Here is a 14,458-nt window from a genome sequence, read left to right as displayed (position 1 = left end):
CCCACCGGCGGGAGCACGGGCCCGGTTGTGGAGGGCGATGGCCGGGTCCATACCGCCGAGCGTGGCCCGGGGCGCCGGACCGCCACGTCCACGTACTTCGGGCTGCACCGGCGATGGGGTCGGCGATAGTCAGGGCGATCGCCGCGACCACCGTGCCGGGGGCGGTGCTCACAGGATGGTGAGCAGCAGGAGCGTTTCCACCGCGTCTCGACGGTGAACTCCGCGACGGTCACCCGGTGATGGTGCGGGGTGGATGCGCCAAGGGGAGAACCGTGGCGCCCGGTTACGGTCTGCCGGCCCGCGCGGCGCGGCGCCGTCGCAGGAGGCCGGCGAACCCGCCGATGGCGAACGGCGCGGCCAGGAGCGCGGCGAGGACGAGCAGGGGCGCGGCGATGAACAGTACGACCAGGGTCCACTGTGCATCGGTGACGATGTCGGCAGGATTCACAGGCTGATTGTGCCGGGTCGGGGAAACGACGATGGACCCCAACCATGGTGGTTGGAGCTGCCGTCATGCACACCTGCGTGTGCGGCCGGCGGCATTCCTGCATCATCGGCAGTGGCATCGGCTTCGGTTGTCGCTGCCGTGACCGCAGTTCTTGACCCTGACGCGACGTCAGGCCGCATAGTCGGGGCCGTGGAGGATCACTGGACCGTGGGGCGGGTGGCCGAGCTGGCCGGCGTGACCGTCCGCACGCTGCATCACTACGACCGGATCGGGCTCGTGCGCCCGTCGGCGCGCACCGCAGGTGGATACCGGGCCTACTCAGCGGGCGATGTCGCGCGGCTTCGGGAAGTACTGGCCTACCGACAGCTGGGCTTCGGTCTGCGAGAGGTCGCGGAACTGGTTGACGACTCGTCGACCGACGCGGTCGCACACCTGCGCCGACTGCGCGGCCTGCTGCTGGAACGGCGTGACCGCGCTGACGCCATGGCGGCGGCCATCGACAGGGAGCTTGAAGCACGGGCGAAGGGGCTGAAGGTGACACCGGAAGAACAACTGGAGGTGCTCGGTGCGCGGCTGTACGACGCGATCGGCGGCGCTTGCACCGCGACCCGGCGCACCGAGCCGCGGATCGCCGCACAGATCCTGGACGCGCTCGGCGACGCACAGACGGTGCTGAACGTCGGGGCCGGCACGGGTTCCTACGAGCCCGCGGGTCGCGACGTGACCGCGGTGGAGCCGTCCGCGGTCATGCGGGGGCAGCGGCCTGCCGGCTCGGCGCCGTGCGTGGCCGCCGCTGCGGAGAACCTGCCGTTCCAGGACCAGTCCTTCGACGCCGCGATGGCTGTCTCCACCGTTCATCACTGGGGAGACCCGGTAGCGGGGTTGCGCGAGATGCGGCGCGTGGCCCGCCGCGTGGTGGTCCTCACGTTCGACACCGACGAGCCCGGATGGCAGGACCGGTTCTGGCTCACCCGCGACTATCTGCCCGAGTTCGCCGCTGTCCTCGCGGGATTTCCCTCGCTTGCCGGGATGGCCGACGCCATCGGCGCCCGCACTGAGCCGGTACCCGTCCCCTGGGACTGCGGCGACGGCCTGTTCGAGGCGTACTGGCGTCGGCCGCAGGCGTACCTGGAGGATCAGGTACGCCGTGCGGTGTCGGTGTGGACGAGGGTCGGGCCGGAGGCCGAGCAGAGGGCGGTACGAGACCTCCGCGACGACCTCGCCTCCGGCCGGTGGAAAGAGCGCAACGGCGACCTTGCAAACCTAAACGCGGCAGATCTCGGCCTTCGCCTGCTCGTGGCCTGAACGGACGGCGGTTCATGCCCCTCGACCGCAAGCACCAGGCGGCACGCCACGGCGGCGATCTCCGTCGCAGTCATGGCGGCCGGTACGGGCACCCCAGCGGTGGCCGCTGCGGGCGGCTCCCAGGAGGGGTCCGGCGGCCGGGCGAACAGCCTCGTACCCGGTGCGGCGGGCGGTGTGATGGTCACCCTCATCACGGGTGACCGCGTCCTCGTTGGGGCCGACGGCAGGCCCACCGGTCTGTTACCGGCCGAGGGCCGTGAGTCCATACCGGTCCAGCGGCTCACCCTCAACGGTGAGTCGAACGTCGTCCCGGGCGACGCTTGGGCCCTCATCCGGGCCGGGACGCTGGAAGAACGGCTGTTCGACGTCACCACGCTCGCAGGCGAGCGCTACCGACGGACCGGCGGGCTGCCGCTGATCGTCACCTACACCGGCAGCGCGCGGGAGCAGAACACCGCGTCCGCCCGTCTCGCCGACGTCGCGGTCGGGGCGGCCGAGGGCCGTACCGTCCTGGAGTCCATCAACGGCGAGGCGCTCACCGTCACCGACGAGGAGACCGCCGCGATCTGGGCGGCCCTCACCGGGGCGACCGGCGCGGAAGCGTTCTCTCTCGCCGTCGCCCCAGGCATCGCCACCATCGCGCTGGACGGCGTGGCGGAGAAGCCCCTGGCCGAGTCCGCCGCGCAGATCGGAGCCCCGCGGGCGTGGGAGTCCGGTACGACGGCGAGGGCGTCACCATCGCCATCCTGGACACCGGTGTGAGTGAGGAACACGCCGACCTCGCGGGCGGCAAGGTCACCGCCGCCGAGAACTTCTCCGACTCCCCGGACATCCTCGACCGCCAGGGCCACGGGACGCACGTCGTCTCCACCGCCGCCGGTACCGGGGTGCACGGCGACGGTACGTACACCGGCATCGCACCGGGCGCCCGCATCCTCAACGGCAAGGTCCTCGACGACGAGGGCGGTGGCTGGGAACCGGACATCATCGAGGGCATGGAGTGGGCGGTCGACCAGGGCACCGACATCATTTCGATGAGCCTGGGCATCTTCCCGCACCCGGTGATCAACCCGATGGAGGAGGCCGTCAACCGCCTCTCGGCCGCGTCGGACGCGCTGGCGCCCTTCTCCTCTGTCGGCCCGAGAAGCGGATGCGGTTCGATGAGCTGGCCCGCAGCAGCACCGAACTGGGCTCACCGGTCCCCGGCGACGCCGGTTCCCTGTTCACCATCCCCGACAGCCCGTCCTGGGGCGCCGGCACCTGGGGCGAACCTCACCGGACCACGACCGTGTTCGTCCAGGACAACACCTCGTGGATGCAGACCGTGGTGACGGACTCCCGGGCCGACTACTGGACCGGCTTCCAGCCGTTCGAGGGCGGTGAGAACCACAACCGCACCTTCAACACCGGGGTGTTCGGGACGCAGATCTCCGACGATTACTACGGTCTGTTCCGGGAGGGCAACACCCTCCACGGTCACCTCGGTTCCTTCTCGGACGGCGCCGGCCACCACGGCGGCTCCGACTACGACGCGGACACCGCCCGTACCGTCCTGTACCGCGACGGTGAGGAGTTCGCCACCGGGCACGACATCCTGGGTACCGTCTCCTTCGAACTTCCCCGAGCAGGCCAGGTACGAACTGGTGACGACCGCAGGCCGGGCCGGACAGGGCTTCCCGGTGAGTACGGAGATCACCTCCTCCTTCACCTTCACCTCCGGTGCCGGTTCCGGCGGCCCGGAGGAAATCGTCCGGCTGCCCGCCTCGGTGATCCGGTTCGCCCCCGACTGGACCTCGACTCCACCGCCCCCGCCGGCAAGAAGTCCTTCCGGGTGCCTTTCAGCCTGCAGGGCACGGCGGAGGCCCACCCGTCGCCGGTGAGGATCTCCTACTCCACCGACGGCGGTGCGACCTGGAAGGAAGAAGGCGCCGGTCGCGGAGGGCGCCGTGAAGATCGACAACCCGAGGGCCGACTGCTCTGTGTCCCTGCGGGCCGAGATCAAGGACCGCCACGGCAACAAGGCCGTCCAGACGATCATCGACGCCTACCTGACGCGCTGAACAGGGCCTTCTCACCCCGATGAACGGCCGGAGGCCCCGACCCACGCGCACCGGTCAGACGAACGGTCCCGCGCGGCTCGCCCCCGTCCGCCGCGCGTGGTGCTCTGGAGACCGGTGTCCCGATCTGCGGTCCGGTGGCCGGCGGCCCGCCGCCGTGACCGGCCGGAAGAACCGGGGTGGAGCGTATGGCGGACAGTGACCGGGCGGAGCGGACGGCCGGCCCCGGCGAGGAGCGCGGCACCGTCGTCCTGGACGTCACCGGCATGCTGCGCGCCTCCCAGCAGAGCACCGTGGCCGCCGTACTGGGGCGGCGGCCCGGCGTGCGGCGCGCGGAGGTGAACCCGGTGACGCAGACCGCGACCGTCGCCTACGACCCACGGCGCACCTCCGTGGCCCAGCTGCGCCACTGGGTCGAAGAATGCGGCTACCACTGCGCCGGTCAGTCGGTGCCCTCCCACCTCTGTGATCCGCTGATGGAGCCCGGGACGCCCCAGGCACCGGCACCGGAGCCCGCGGGGGAGCCGGGACCCGGCGTGGGACCCGGGGCGTCCATGGCGGCCATGGCAGCCGACCTGCGGGACCGTTTCCTGGTGGCGCTGTTGTTCTCGATCCCCGTCCTGCTGTGGTCGCCGATCGCGGAGAACGTCCTCGGCCTGCACCTGCCCGTGCCGTTCGGCCTGCCCCAGGACGTCTGGGCCCTGCTGCTGAGCCTTCCGGTGATCTTCTACTCCTGCGCCGTCTTCTTCACCGGCGCCGTGCGGGCGCTGCGGGCCCGCACCCTGGACATGATGGTCCTGGTCTCGGTGGCCGTCGCGGCGGGCTGGCTCTACTCCCTGGTCGTGACGCTCACCGGTGGCGGGGAGGTCTTCTACGAGGCGGCCACCGTGCTGGCCGCCTTCGTGTTGCTCGGCCACTGGCTCGAGATGCGGTCCCGCGGCGGCGCCAACGACGCCATCCACGCCCTGCTCGACCTGGCGCCCCCCAAAGCCCTGGTGATCCGCGACGGCCGGCCGGTTGAGGTCGCCACCTCGGAGGTGGCCGTCGGCGACCTCCTGCTGGTCCGGCCCGGCGCCAAGATCGCCGCCGACGGGACCGTGGTGGAGGGGGAGGGCGATGTCGACGAATCGATGGTCACCGGGGAGAGCCTGCCGGTGGCCAAGGCCCCGGGGAGCACCGTGGTCGGCGCCACCATCAACGCCAACGGCACGCTGCGCGTCCGCGCCACGAAGGTGGGCGCCGACACCGCACTCGCCCAGATCGTCCGGCTCGTCCAGGAGGCGCAGAACTCCAAGGCACCGGGGCAGCGCCTCGCGGACCGGGCGGCGTTCTGGCTGGTGCTCGTCGCCCTCGTGGGCGGGCTGCTCACGCTCGCGGCCTGGCTGCTGTTCAGCGACCGGCCGCTGGGGACCGCCGTACTGTTCGCCATCACCGTGGTGGTCATCACCTGCCCCGACGCGCTGGGACTCGCCACCCCGACCGCCCTCACGGTCGGCACCGGCCTGGGCGCCGCACGCGGTGTGCTGTTCAAGAACGCCGGCGCCCTGGAGACCGCCGCCCGGATCGGGACCGTCGTCATGGACAAGACCGGCACGCTCACCCGGGGCCGGCCCGAGGTGACCGACATCGTCCCGGCCACCGGATACGACGAACGCACCCTGCTGCGATTGACCGCCGCCGTGGAACGCGAGTCCGGGCACCCGCTGGCCGACGCCGTGGTCCGCTGCGCCGAGGAACGTCACATCACGGCGGCGGGCGCGCGGCGGTTCGAGAACGTGCCGGGCCACGGCGCCGTCGCCGAGGTGGAAGGGCACCGGGTCGTCGTGGGCAACGGCCGGCTGGCCGAGCGCGAGGGCATCGACCTGGCGGAGCTCGCCGCCCGCCGCGACGCACTGGCGGCCGGCGGGCACACCGTGGTCATCGTCGGCGTCGACGGGCGCGCGGCCGGGCTGATCGGCATCGCCGACGCCGTACGCGACACCTCGGCCCGGGCCGTGACCGCGCTCCACGACCTCGGCATCGAGGTCGTCATGCTCACCGGCGACCACCGCGCCACCGCGCAACGCATCGCCGACCGCCTGGGCATCGACACCGTGCTGGCCGAGGTCCTGCCCGAGGACAAGGCGGCCAGCATCGCGAAACTCCAGCAGCGGGGTCGCCGGGTCGCCATGGTCGGCGACGGCATCAACGACGCTCCCGCGCTCGCCCGGGCCGATCTCGGCATCGCCATCGGGACCGGCACCGATGTCGCCATCGAAACCGCCGAGCTGGTCCTGATGCGCTCCGATCCCCTCGACGTGCCCACCGCCCTGCGCATCGGCCGGGGAACGGTGCACAAGATGCGGCAGAACCTCGGCTGGGCCATCGGCTACAACGCCCTGGCACTCCCCATCGCCGCCGGCGTCTTCGAACCCCTGACCGGCCTGGTCCTGCGCCCCGAGATCGCCGCGCTCGCCATGTCCGGCTCCAGCATCGTCGTCGCGCTCAACGCCCTTGCCCTCAAACGCCTGCGGTTGCCGGACGCGCCCGGACCGGCAGCGGGGAGGACGTGAGGGCCGTGCGGGGGAGGGCCGCCGGGCCACTCGCCGCGGTTCCCGGAGCCCGGCTGTGGCTTCGCCCGCCCACCGGGTGGCAGGACGGCGGCAGGGTCGTCACTCGCAGAAGCCCCGCACCTTGGCCTGCGGATCGTCGATGTCGATGACGACGTCGTCGAGATGGTCGAACGGCACACCCGACGTGCTCAGCTCCTGCGTCGACCGTGGTGGCTGTCCGCGGGGGAGTGAGACTGGTGAGCCGCACGCCGGCGCGCAGCAACTGCGGCGGGATCCGCCTGTTGACCCGGCGGCTGGACGGGCGCCCGCAGACCACCGCTTGACACCCTCCGCGCCGTGCGAACACTGCGGCAACGGTGCCGGCGCCCCGCCGGAGGGCGGGCGGCACCGCGACCACGGTGGTCTCCCGCGGTCACCGCAGGTAGGACGCCCCGTTCAGATCCAGCACGGCGCCGGAGGACCAGGCCGCCCCGGGCGAGGCCAGGTACACGATCGCGGCGGCGATCTCCTCCGCCGACGCCACCCTGCCGAACGGGCTCTGTGCCCGCACCGCGTCCCCCTCGGGACCGGCGAGCTTCGCCTCCTGCCGTTCGGTGGCGACAAACCCGGGCGCCACCGACGTCACAGCGATCCCGTGGGGCGCCAGGGCGACGGCGGCGGACTGCCCGAAGGCATGCAGGGCGGCCTTGCCCGCCCCGTACGCCGGATGGTCGGGCTCGCCGCGAAAGGCGCCGCGCGACCCCACGTTGACGATGCTCCCCGGCGCCCCGCGGCCGATCAGCTGATCGGCGAAGGCCCAGGTGACGTTGACCGCGCCCAGCAGGTTGGTGCCGATCATCGCGTTCCAGGACCCGAGCCACGTCTCCCAGTCCACATCGCCGATCCGGTGCCGGTTCTCCGGCTGCGGGGCCACCGCCGCGTTGTTCACCAGCACCTCCAGGCCGCCCAGCGCCCGTGCCGCCTCCTCGACGACGCCGCGCGCGGTGGACGGGTCGGAGAGATCACCGCCCACGACCGTGTGCCCCTCCCCGGCAAGCAGGGCGAGCGTCCGCTCCGCGTCCTCGCGGTGACGCCCGTAGTGGATGGCGACGCGATGCCCCGCGGCGGCCAGGGCGACGGCGGCGGCACGTCCGATGCCACGCGAGGCCCCGGTGACGAGTGCTCCGCGGCTGATGGAGTCCGGCACGACTCAGTCCTTCCGGATCGATGAGGTGCCGCACCGCGCGGCACCTGCCGAGGGAAACGGCAACAGCAGAACATCACACCGGCGCCGACCCACTCCGCGAAGGCCTCGTCGCCGCAGGGCTGTGAACGCGGCCGGACCGCCGCTCAGCGCGACTGAGCAGAGATGCTGAGCGAAGCGGCACGCCGCATCGAACAGCCGGTCGGCCGAGCCTCGGCGGGGACGGAGTGGTTCCGCGTCACGTCTCGCCTCGCGTAGGGAGATTCCGTTCGCTCCAGTGCGACAACGGCTGCAGGGCGGAGATCAGCTCTTCGGCGTCCGAGGTGAGGGCGTACGTGATCCGGACCGGCGTGCTGGGGACGACGGTGCGTTCGATTAGCCCACGGCTCTGCAACTGCTTGAGCCGCAGCGTCAACTGCGGATCCGAGATGCCCGGGACCAGAGCGCGGTACTCCTTGAACCGGCGGGCGCCCCGGGCTCCGGCGAGCAGGATCGGTCCGGTCCAGCGGACCCCGATGATGTCGAGCGCGCGCAGGATGCGGTGGCAGCTCTCCTCGTCGACAGGGGAGTCAGGCGGTCTCGTCACTTCTCTAAAGTAAGTAACTTCTGTGCTCTTTGTCGATGCGGGCAGCCGGGATGGATGCTTTTCGAGCCGACGAGAGGGAGGGCACGATGACCGCACGTACCGCGCCGACGGACCGCCGGGTGAACCGGGTCGTGGCCAGGGTGGTCATCGGTCCGACGCCCATGTCCGACCACAGCGCGCTGATCATTCCGCCGGGCGACGACGCCCGGACCGACCCGTTCCTGCTCATGGGGGAGGAATGGGTCAATCAGCCGGGGTTCGAGTGGCATCCGCACCGCGGGATGGAGACCGTGACCCTCGTCCTGGACGGAGCCCTGGAACACGGCGACAGCATGGGCAACGCCGGTGTCCTGGGGCCCGGAGACGTGCAGTGGATGACGGCCGGACGGGGCGTCATCCACCGCGAGGTCGCGGCCCGCGCGGAGCAGGCCCATGTGATCCAGATGTGGCTCAACCTTCCGTCGCACAAGAAGTCGGTGCCCACCGGCTACCAGGACCTGCGGGCCGGTGGCCAGGCCGTGCACACCGAGCCGGGTGTCCTGGTCCAGGTGATCTCGGGCGAGGCAGGGGCGGTGCGCGGGCCGGCGGTCAATCACTGGCCGATTCTGGGCATGGTGATCACGCTCGACCCGAGAGCCGAGTACCGGCAGGTACTCGACGGGAGCGAACGCTCTTTCGTGTACGTGATCGCGGGCTGCCTGACGGTCGGCGGGCGGACCGTACGCGCGGGAGAGATCGCCTGGTCCGATCCCGTGTCCCGGAGGGGCGACCCGACCACGCTGGTCCTGGCCGCCCGCGACGCCGACGAACGGACAAGGGTGATGCTGTTCTCCGGCCGGCCCATCGGGGAGACCGTCGTCGCCCACGGTCCGTTCGTGATGAACAGCCAGGCCGAGATCGTCCAGGCGTACCGCGACTTCCATTCCGGCAAGTTCGGCAGCGTTCCCCGGTCCACCCGCTTCATCGCCGGGGATTGACTGAGGCACTCGGAACACCTTCATCGCCCCTCGCGGAGAACCCGCGGACCGGCCGGCCGGCCAACCACAAGCAGAACGAACAAGGAGTAACCGCAATGACGACCGTACTGGTGGCAGGAGCAACCGGTAGCCTCGGCAGCCTGATCGTGAAGAACTTGCTGGAGCGCGGCGCGGACGTACGCGCGCTGGTCCGTAAACCCTCGACCGACAAGCTGGCGGCACACCCGAATCTGACCCTGTGCGTCGGCGACCTGGCAGACGGTTCTGACGCACTGCAGCGGCACGTCGACGGTGTGGAGGTCGTGGTGTCCGCGGTCCAAGGTGGGCCGGAGGTGATCATCGACGGGCAGCGGGCGCTGCTGCGCGCCGCCGAGCGGGCCGGCGTACACCGCATGATTCCGTCCGACTTCTCGATCGACCTCTTCGGATACGGCTACGGCATCAACGTGCTGTCCGACCTGCGCCGAGCCTTCGCGGACGCGTTCGCGACCTCGACCGTCGCGCGCACATCGGTGGCGATCGGCGCCTTCCCGGAGTACTTTCTCGGCCCGGTCCACGAGGTGCTCGACCCGGTCGCGGGCACGTTCTCCGTATGGGGCGACGGCATGCGCGCCATCGACATCACCACGATCGCGGACACCGCCGCGTTCACGGCCGCGATCGCGCTCGACCCGAAGACCGCGGGCCGCGAGGTGCACGTGGTCGGCGAACAGCTGACCATGCTGGAACTGCGGAACGAGATCGAAGCGGCGTCCGGGCGGCGGTGGGAACTGGTGCGCAGGGGTACCCTCGACGACCTGCGCGCGGAGATCGCGCGTCGGCAGTTCACGGCGTCGAGCGTGGTCGAGTACGTGGCGCTGCAAGCCCAGGTCGCGATGTTCGACGGAACGGCCTCGTTGCGCGACGTGCGCAACGCGGACTACCCGGACGTCATACCGACCTCGGTGGCTGCCTATCTGGCGCGCCGGGGTGCGGCGCACTTCGCGGTACCCAAGGCGACCCGGCACCGGGGCGAGTGGCCGACCCCTGTCTGAGAGCCACCACACGGGGACGCGCGCGTGCGCACGCACGAGACCGTCATCGGCCGTCACCAGACAGCGCAACGACCTCTCCAGCTCGAGGTGCTCCCCCCGGCTCACGGACTGGAGGAGTTCGGCCGCGACGAGCAACTGGACGCCGCGCCCCGCAGGCCGGCTCCAGCAGGACGTACCCACGTCCCGCGCTGCCGGCAAAGACATCGAGCAAGCCGAACTCACGGGCCGCTCGGACAGTTTCGTCTGGGACATCCGGCGCGTCCTGTGACTGCGGCAGCTTCCGAAGAGAGACGCCGTTGTCCCGGTGACCTGCTGTCAACGTGTTGTTTGCTCCAGCCGCTCATCGGGCGGCGAGGATCTCCTCCAGAACGAACGATGCGTCCGTCGGCAGGCCCCGGCCATCGCGGACCGCTCCGGCGCACACGACCAAGGCTTTCCAGAGCGCCCAGCCCTGTCCACGTTCCCAGGTCGCCTTGTCCACCCCCAACCGATCGCGGAACGCGGACCGACTCTCGCCGGTCAGCATCGTCCAGGCGATCGAGAGGTCGCAGGCCGGGTCTCCGACTCCGCAGGTGCCGAAGTCGATGACAGCCGCGAGCGCACCGTCCTTCACCAGAAGGTTCCCCGAGGCCATGTCCCCGTGGAACCAGACTGGCTCACCGTTCCACGAGGCTCGCAACGCCCGTTCCCAGATCTCCTCGGCGGCCTCGGTCCGGATCAGTCCGTCCAACGTCTCCAGGGCAGATCGGGCCCACCCGTCGTAGGTTGCCAGTGGTCCGCCGCGGAACCAATTGTGCATTCCCGGGCCCGGTCCGCCTGTCGGGTCGATCCGCTGCAAGGACAGGAGGAACTGCGCAAGGTGGAGGGCGAACGCCGTCATGTCCGTGACGACGGCACGGGCCGCAGGCTCGCCATCGATCCACCGATAGACCGACCAGTTGTGCGGAAAGCTCTCATCGGGCACGCCTGCGGCCAGCGGAACCGGGATCTCCACCGGCAACGCGGGTGCGAGAACCGGCAGCCACTGTTGCTCCTTCTCCACCGCCAGCGCGTACTCCTCGGCAGTCGGCAGCCGCACCAGCATCTCGTCACCAAGACGAAAGGTGCAGTTGTCCCAACCCTGCACATCGACCGTCCGGACCTCGAGATCGGACCACTGCGGGAACTGCGCCGCGATCAACCTGCCCGCCACTGCGGCGTCGACTGGTCTCCGGTCTGGCAACGGCAAAACCTCGGGCATCTCGTTCATCGGAAGCGACCGTACGATGCCCCATCAGTCCACCACGAGCGATTTCCGATCGCCCCGAACTCAGTCCGGTGACCATCCGCCCCCAGGCCCAAGCTGAAAGCAACACACCTAGGCCAGGTGCTGGGCGAAGAAGTCCGCCATGCGCTCCACGGCCGGCTCGACGTGCTCGGGCCTGTCGTAGAGGTCGAAATGAGAGGCCCCCGGCACGACCACGAGTTTCTTGGGCTCTCCCGCCGCCTCGTAGGCGGCCCGGCTGACTTGCAGCGTCTCGGCGTTCTCCCCGGCGATCAGCAGGAGCGGCCTCGGTGAGATCGTCTCGATCTGCGCGAACGGGAAGTAGGCCATGTGCAGCCCCACGCTGGTGACGACGAAGCGGTTCTCCGCGCGAGGATGGCTGCCGCGATCCGTCAGGTAGTAGTCCGCGGCTTCGCGGAAGAAGGACGGGGTGTCGTCGGTCTGCTGGTCCGGGTCGGGGACGAGTTGCTCGACGAGCGGCTCGCCACCGGCCTCCCGGGTCAGCTGGTCGCCGATCGCGTGGAGCTGGGCCATCCGTCCCTCGCGGGAGATCGGGGCCCCTTCGATTCCTTCCCGCGCGGCGGCACCCATGTCGTAGGCCACGACGGTGGCCACGGCCCCGACGCGCAGGTCGGTCTGCTCCTCGTCGATGGTGTAGCCACCGCCGGCGCAGACGCCGAGGGTTCCGATCCGGTGGGCGTCGACCTGCTGGTGGTTGCTCAGGTAGGTGACCGCGCTGCGGATGTCGCGGACGCGGTGGCTGGGGTCCTCCATGTTCCGCGGCTGCCCTCACTCTTCCCGTAGTGCGAGGCGTCGTGGGCCAGCGTGATGAATCCCTGCTCGGCCAGCGAGCGGGCGTACAGGCCCGCCGCGCGTCGAAGCGTCCGGGTTCGAGCCCCATCCCACCACGCTGGAGCATCCGCTCAGCAGCAGCGCGGCCGTCGTCGCCTGGAGCAGCGAGCGGCGATTCATGGGTGTGGTGGTGTTCGTCATGGTGGGTCCTGCCTGTCGGTCTGTGCCGGACGGAGCGCGGAAGTGACGGGCGAGAGGTGCTCCAGCAGACCACCCTGGACAGCGCCGTCGACCTGGTGCGGCGCTCGGGGATCCAGCCGGCCCGCGACGCGGCGACCCCGCTGCCGGTGTCGTCGCCGCCCACGTGGCAGGCGCAGCTCATGCTCCGTTCCGCCGCGCCGGGCGAGTCCTGACCGGGCGCGGGCCCCGGGGCGGGCATGCTCAGGGAAGCCGGACGAACGGTGGTCCAGCAGGTCCTGGTTCGACCCGGTCGCTGGTCATAACGTCGGAGACGCAAACGCCGCGCTGAAGAGGGGTGGGCCCGCACGACGAAGAACACCAGAGGATGGGAAGCACCCTGATGACGAACAACCCGACGTACGACTTCGCCGGTCAGGTGGCGCTCGTGACCGGAGCGGCCTCCGGCATGGGCCTGGCCGCGGCCCGCGGTTTCGCCGGGAGCGGAGCCGCCGTCGCGCTGCTGGACAGCAGCGCCGAGGCCGTCGAGCAGGCCGCGCAATCGCTCGACGACGAGGGCCACCGGGCGATCGGCATCGCCTGCGACGTCACCGACGAGGCGCGGGTCGCCGCCGCCGTCGATCAGGCCGTGGAGACTTTCGGGCGTCTCGACATGGCCTTCAACTGCGCCGGCGTGCAGGCCCCGCCCTCGGACGCCGCCGACGAGACAGCCGCGAACTTCGACCAGGTCAACGCCGTCCTTTTGAGCTTGCCACCGATCCGGGGCCGGTCATGCTCGTTTTCACCGTCGAGCCCGGCTCCGCCACCGCCGAGGCCGTGCGGCTGCTCGGAAGCTGGGCAGCTCCGTCGCACCGCGCGCAAGGAGCACCCGGGCCGGCGGCGGAGCAACAGCGCAGGACATGAGGCCCGGGCGCGTCATGACAACCATCGAAACCGAAGGACGAAGGAAGACAACGGATGACCATCCTGGATGAGACCTACACCCTGTCGAACGGCGTCGAGATCCCCAAGCTGGGGCTCGGCACCTGGTTCATCGAGGACGACCAGGCGGCTGAAGCGGTCCGCGCCGCGGTGGAGATCGGCTACCGCAACATCGACACCGCCCAGGCCTACGGCAACGAGCGCGGCGTCGGTGAAGGCGTCCGCACCGCGGGCGTCTCCCGGGATCAGCTGTTCGTCTCGACCAAGCTGGCGGCCGAGGTCAAGGACTACGACGGCGCGGTCGCCGCGATCGACGAGTCCCTCGCCACGATGGACCTCGCACACGTCGACCTGATGCTCATCCACAGCCCGCAACCTTGGAGCGATTTCCGCGGCGGCGACTACGCCGAGGGCAACCGCCAGGCCTGGCGCGCCCTGGAGGACGCGCACCGGGCGGGCAAGATCCGCGCGATCGGGGTCTCGAACTTCCAGGAGCACGACCTGGAGAACATCCTGTCCGCCGCGACCGTCGTCCCGCACGTGAACCAGCTGCTCGTGCACGCGGGCAACACGCCCTCCGGTCTCCTGTCCTACTGCGAGAGCAAGGGCATCCTCGTCGAGGCGTACTCGCCCATCGCCCACGGCGCGATCCTGGACAACCCCGATGTCCAGGCGATGGCCGGCAAGTACGGCGTGTCCGTGCCTCAGCTGTGCATCCGCTACACGGTGCAGCTCGGCACCGTGTCGCTGCCGAAGACCGCCAACCCCGCGCACATGCGCTCCAACGCCGATCTCGACTTCGAGATCTCCGAGACGGACATGGCCACGCTGCTCGATCTGCGCGCCCAGGACTACGGCGAGCACAGCGTCTTCCCCGTCTACAGCGGCAAATGACCGAGTACCGCGACGACGGCACCACGCCGGGCACGCCGACCTGGATCTGGCCCGTCGCCGTCGACGGAAAGTCCACCTCCGCGCCTGCAACGGCGCCGCCTCCCGATGGCACCGACACGAAGATCTCCGTGTGGTGAAGGCTCGACACCTCCACCACACCGGAGGTCTTCACCTCTGACCAAGCCCCAACCCTGGCTGGACGTTATGGGGCGGATGCGCAAGCCGCACGACCGCCCAGCGGCGGGCG

Annotated in this window: 14 protein-coding genes and 1 pseudogene; 10 read left to right on the top strand and 5 right to left on the bottom strand. The window is 70.7% G+C overall.

Annotated features, from left to right (window positions below; genetic code table 11):
* Positions 1-283: 283 nt before the first annotated feature.
* Positions 284-448 (bottom strand): hypothetical protein, encoded by a 165-nt coding sequence (locus ACTFAP_RS00995; RefSeq protein ID WP_495683122.1) that lies wholly within the window; start codon positions 446-448, stop codon positions 284-286.
* Positions 449-655: 207 nt separating this feature from the next.
* Between ACTFAP_RS00995 and ACTFAP_RS00990 the strand changes: the two genes are divergently transcribed.
* The 4 genes from ACTFAP_RS00990 to ACTFAP_RS00975 all read left to right on the top strand — a co-directional run bounded on the left by ACTFAP_RS00990 (position 656) and on the right by ACTFAP_RS00975 (position 6,362).
* Positions 656-1,753 (top strand): MerR family transcriptional regulator, encoded by a 1,098-nt coding sequence (locus tag ACTFAP_RS00990; RefSeq protein ID WP_495685039.1) that lies wholly within the window; start codon positions 656-658, stop codon positions 1,751-1,753.
* Between the two features lie 72 nt (positions 1,754-1,825).
* Positions 1,826-2,515 carry a hypothetical protein gene (locus ACTFAP_RS00985; RefSeq protein WP_495683121.1) on the top strand — a complete coding sequence of 230 codons (690 nt, stop codon included), beginning with the start codon at positions 1,826-1,828 and terminating at the stop codon, positions 2,513-2,515.
* Positions 2,458-3,084, top strand: a complete 627-nt coding sequence (locus tag ACTFAP_RS00980; protein WP_495683120.1) for a S8 family serine peptidase — start codon at positions 2,458-2,460, stop codon at positions 3,082-3,084. The genes ACTFAP_RS00985 and ACTFAP_RS00980 overlap by 58 nt, the downstream gene beginning before the upstream one ends.
* Before the next feature lie 914 nt (positions 3,085-3,998).
* The gene (locus tag ACTFAP_RS00975; RefSeq protein WP_500467974.1) at positions 3,999-6,362 is read left to right on the top strand and encodes a heavy metal translocating P-type ATPase; all 2,364 of its coding nucleotides are present in this window, start codon (positions 3,999-4,001) and stop codon (positions 6,360-6,362) included.
* Positions 6,363-6,774: 412 nt separating this feature from the next.
* Here the strand turns inward: ACTFAP_RS00975 and ACTFAP_RS00970 are convergent, their stop codons facing one another.
* Together ACTFAP_RS00970 and ACTFAP_RS00965 are read right to left on the bottom strand one after the other, a co-directional pair.
* Complete coding sequence (locus tag ACTFAP_RS00970; protein ID WP_495683116.1) at positions 6,775-7,548, bottom strand: SDR family oxidoreductase; 774 nt, start codon at positions 7,546-7,548, stop codon at positions 6,775-6,777.
* Between the two features lie 235 nt (positions 7,549-7,783).
* The gene (locus ACTFAP_RS00965) at positions 7,784-8,131 is read right to left on the bottom strand and encodes a winged helix-turn-helix transcriptional regulator (protein WP_495683115.1); all 348 of its coding nucleotides are present in this window, start codon (positions 8,129-8,131) and stop codon (positions 7,784-7,786) included.
* Between the two features lie 86 nt (positions 8,132-8,217).
* Here ACTFAP_RS00965 and ACTFAP_RS00960 point away from each other — a divergent pair, with 86 nt between their 5' ends.
* Positions 8,218-9,108 (top strand): pirin family protein, encoded by an 891-nt coding sequence (locus tag ACTFAP_RS00960; protein WP_495683114.1) that lies wholly within the window; start codon positions 8,218-8,220, stop codon positions 9,106-9,108.
* 95 nt (positions 9,109-9,203) lie between these two features.
* Entirely contained in the window at positions 9,204-10,142 is a 939-nt protein-coding gene (locus ACTFAP_RS00955; RefSeq protein ID WP_500467973.1) for an NmrA family NAD(P)-binding protein, read from the top strand.
* Positions 10,143-10,482: 340 nt separating this feature from the next.
* Here the strand turns inward: ACTFAP_RS00955 and ACTFAP_RS00950 are convergent, their stop codons facing one another.
* Together ACTFAP_RS00950 and ACTFAP_RS00945 are read right to left on the bottom strand one after the other, a co-directional pair.
* Positions 10,483-11,391: an aminoglycoside phosphotransferase family protein gene (locus tag ACTFAP_RS00950; RefSeq protein WP_500467972.1), complete on the bottom strand. Its 909-nt coding sequence runs from the start codon at positions 11,389-11,391 to the stop codon at positions 10,483-10,485.
* A 108-nt stretch (positions 11,392-11,499) separates the two neighbouring features.
* Positions 11,500-12,180 (bottom strand): alpha/beta hydrolase, encoded by a 681-nt coding sequence (locus ACTFAP_RS00945; RefSeq protein ID WP_500467971.1) that lies wholly within the window; start codon positions 12,178-12,180, stop codon positions 11,500-11,502.
* Between the two features lie 275 nt (positions 12,181-12,455).
* On the opposite strand from ACTFAP_RS00945, the gene ACTFAP_RS00940 reads away from it, so the two are divergent.
* From ACTFAP_RS00940 to ACTFAP_RS00925, 4 genes and pseudogenes are all read left to right on the top strand, one after another.
* A complete protein-coding gene (locus ACTFAP_RS00940; RefSeq protein WP_500467970.1) occupies positions 12,456-12,611 on the top strand; it encodes a hypothetical protein in 156 nt (51 codons plus the stop codon).
* A 167-nt stretch (positions 12,612-12,778) separates the two neighbouring features.
* Positions 12,779-13,141 (top strand): annotated as a pseudogene (locus ACTFAP_RS00935) (SDR family NAD(P)-dependent oxidoreductase); the annotation flags it as partial.
* Positions 13,142-13,353: 212 nt separating this feature from the next.
* Positions 13,354-14,211 (top strand): aldo/keto reductase, encoded by an 858-nt coding sequence (locus ACTFAP_RS00930; RefSeq protein ID WP_500467969.1) that lies wholly within the window; start codon positions 13,354-13,356, stop codon positions 14,209-14,211.
* Positions 14,208-14,348, top strand: a complete 141-nt coding sequence (locus ACTFAP_RS00925; RefSeq protein WP_500467968.1) for a hypothetical protein — start codon at positions 14,208-14,210, stop codon at positions 14,346-14,348. Before ACTFAP_RS00930 ends, ACTFAP_RS00925 begins: the two co-directional genes overlap by 4 nt.
* Positions 14,349-14,458 lie beyond the last annotated feature (110 nt).

The organism is Streptomyces sp. PH9007, from assembly GCF_059813725.1.
The sequence above is the reverse complement of the archived record's forward strand: the minus strand, read 5'-3'. Positions and strand labels throughout refer to the sequence as shown.

Excerpts from the sequence above, each read along its gene's own strand:
- ACTFAP_RS00985 (WP_495683121.1), top strand. The coding sequence starts at position 1,826 with ATGGCGGCCGGTACGGGCACCCCAGCGGTGGCCGCTGCGGGCGGCTCC.
- ACTFAP_RS00975 (WP_500467974.1), top strand. The coding sequence starts at position 3,999 with ATGGCGGACAGTGACCGGGCGGAGCGGACGGCCGGCCCCGGCGAGGAG.
- ACTFAP_RS00960 (WP_495683114.1), top strand. The coding sequence starts at position 8,218 with ATGACCGCACGTACCGCGCCGACGGACCGCCGGGTGAACCGGGTCGTG.
- ACTFAP_RS00955 (WP_500467973.1), top strand. The coding sequence starts at position 9,204 with ATGACGACCGTACTGGTGGCAGGAGCAACCGGTAGCCTCGGCAGCCTG.
- ACTFAP_RS00950 (WP_500467972.1), bottom strand. The coding sequence starts at position 11,391 with ATGAACGAGATGCCCGAGGTTTTGCCGTTGCCAGACCGGAGACCAGTC.
- ACTFAP_RS00945 (WP_500467971.1), bottom strand. The coding sequence starts at position 12,180 with ATGGAGGACCCCAGCCACCGCGTCCGCGACATCCGCAGCGCGGTCACC.
- ACTFAP_RS00930 (WP_500467969.1), top strand. The coding sequence starts at position 13,354 with ATGACCATCCTGGATGAGACCTACACCCTGTCGAACGGCGTCGAGATC.
- ACTFAP_RS00925 (WP_500467968.1), top strand. The coding sequence starts at position 14,208 with ATGACCGAGTACCGCGACGACGGCACCACGCCGGGCACGCCGACCTGG.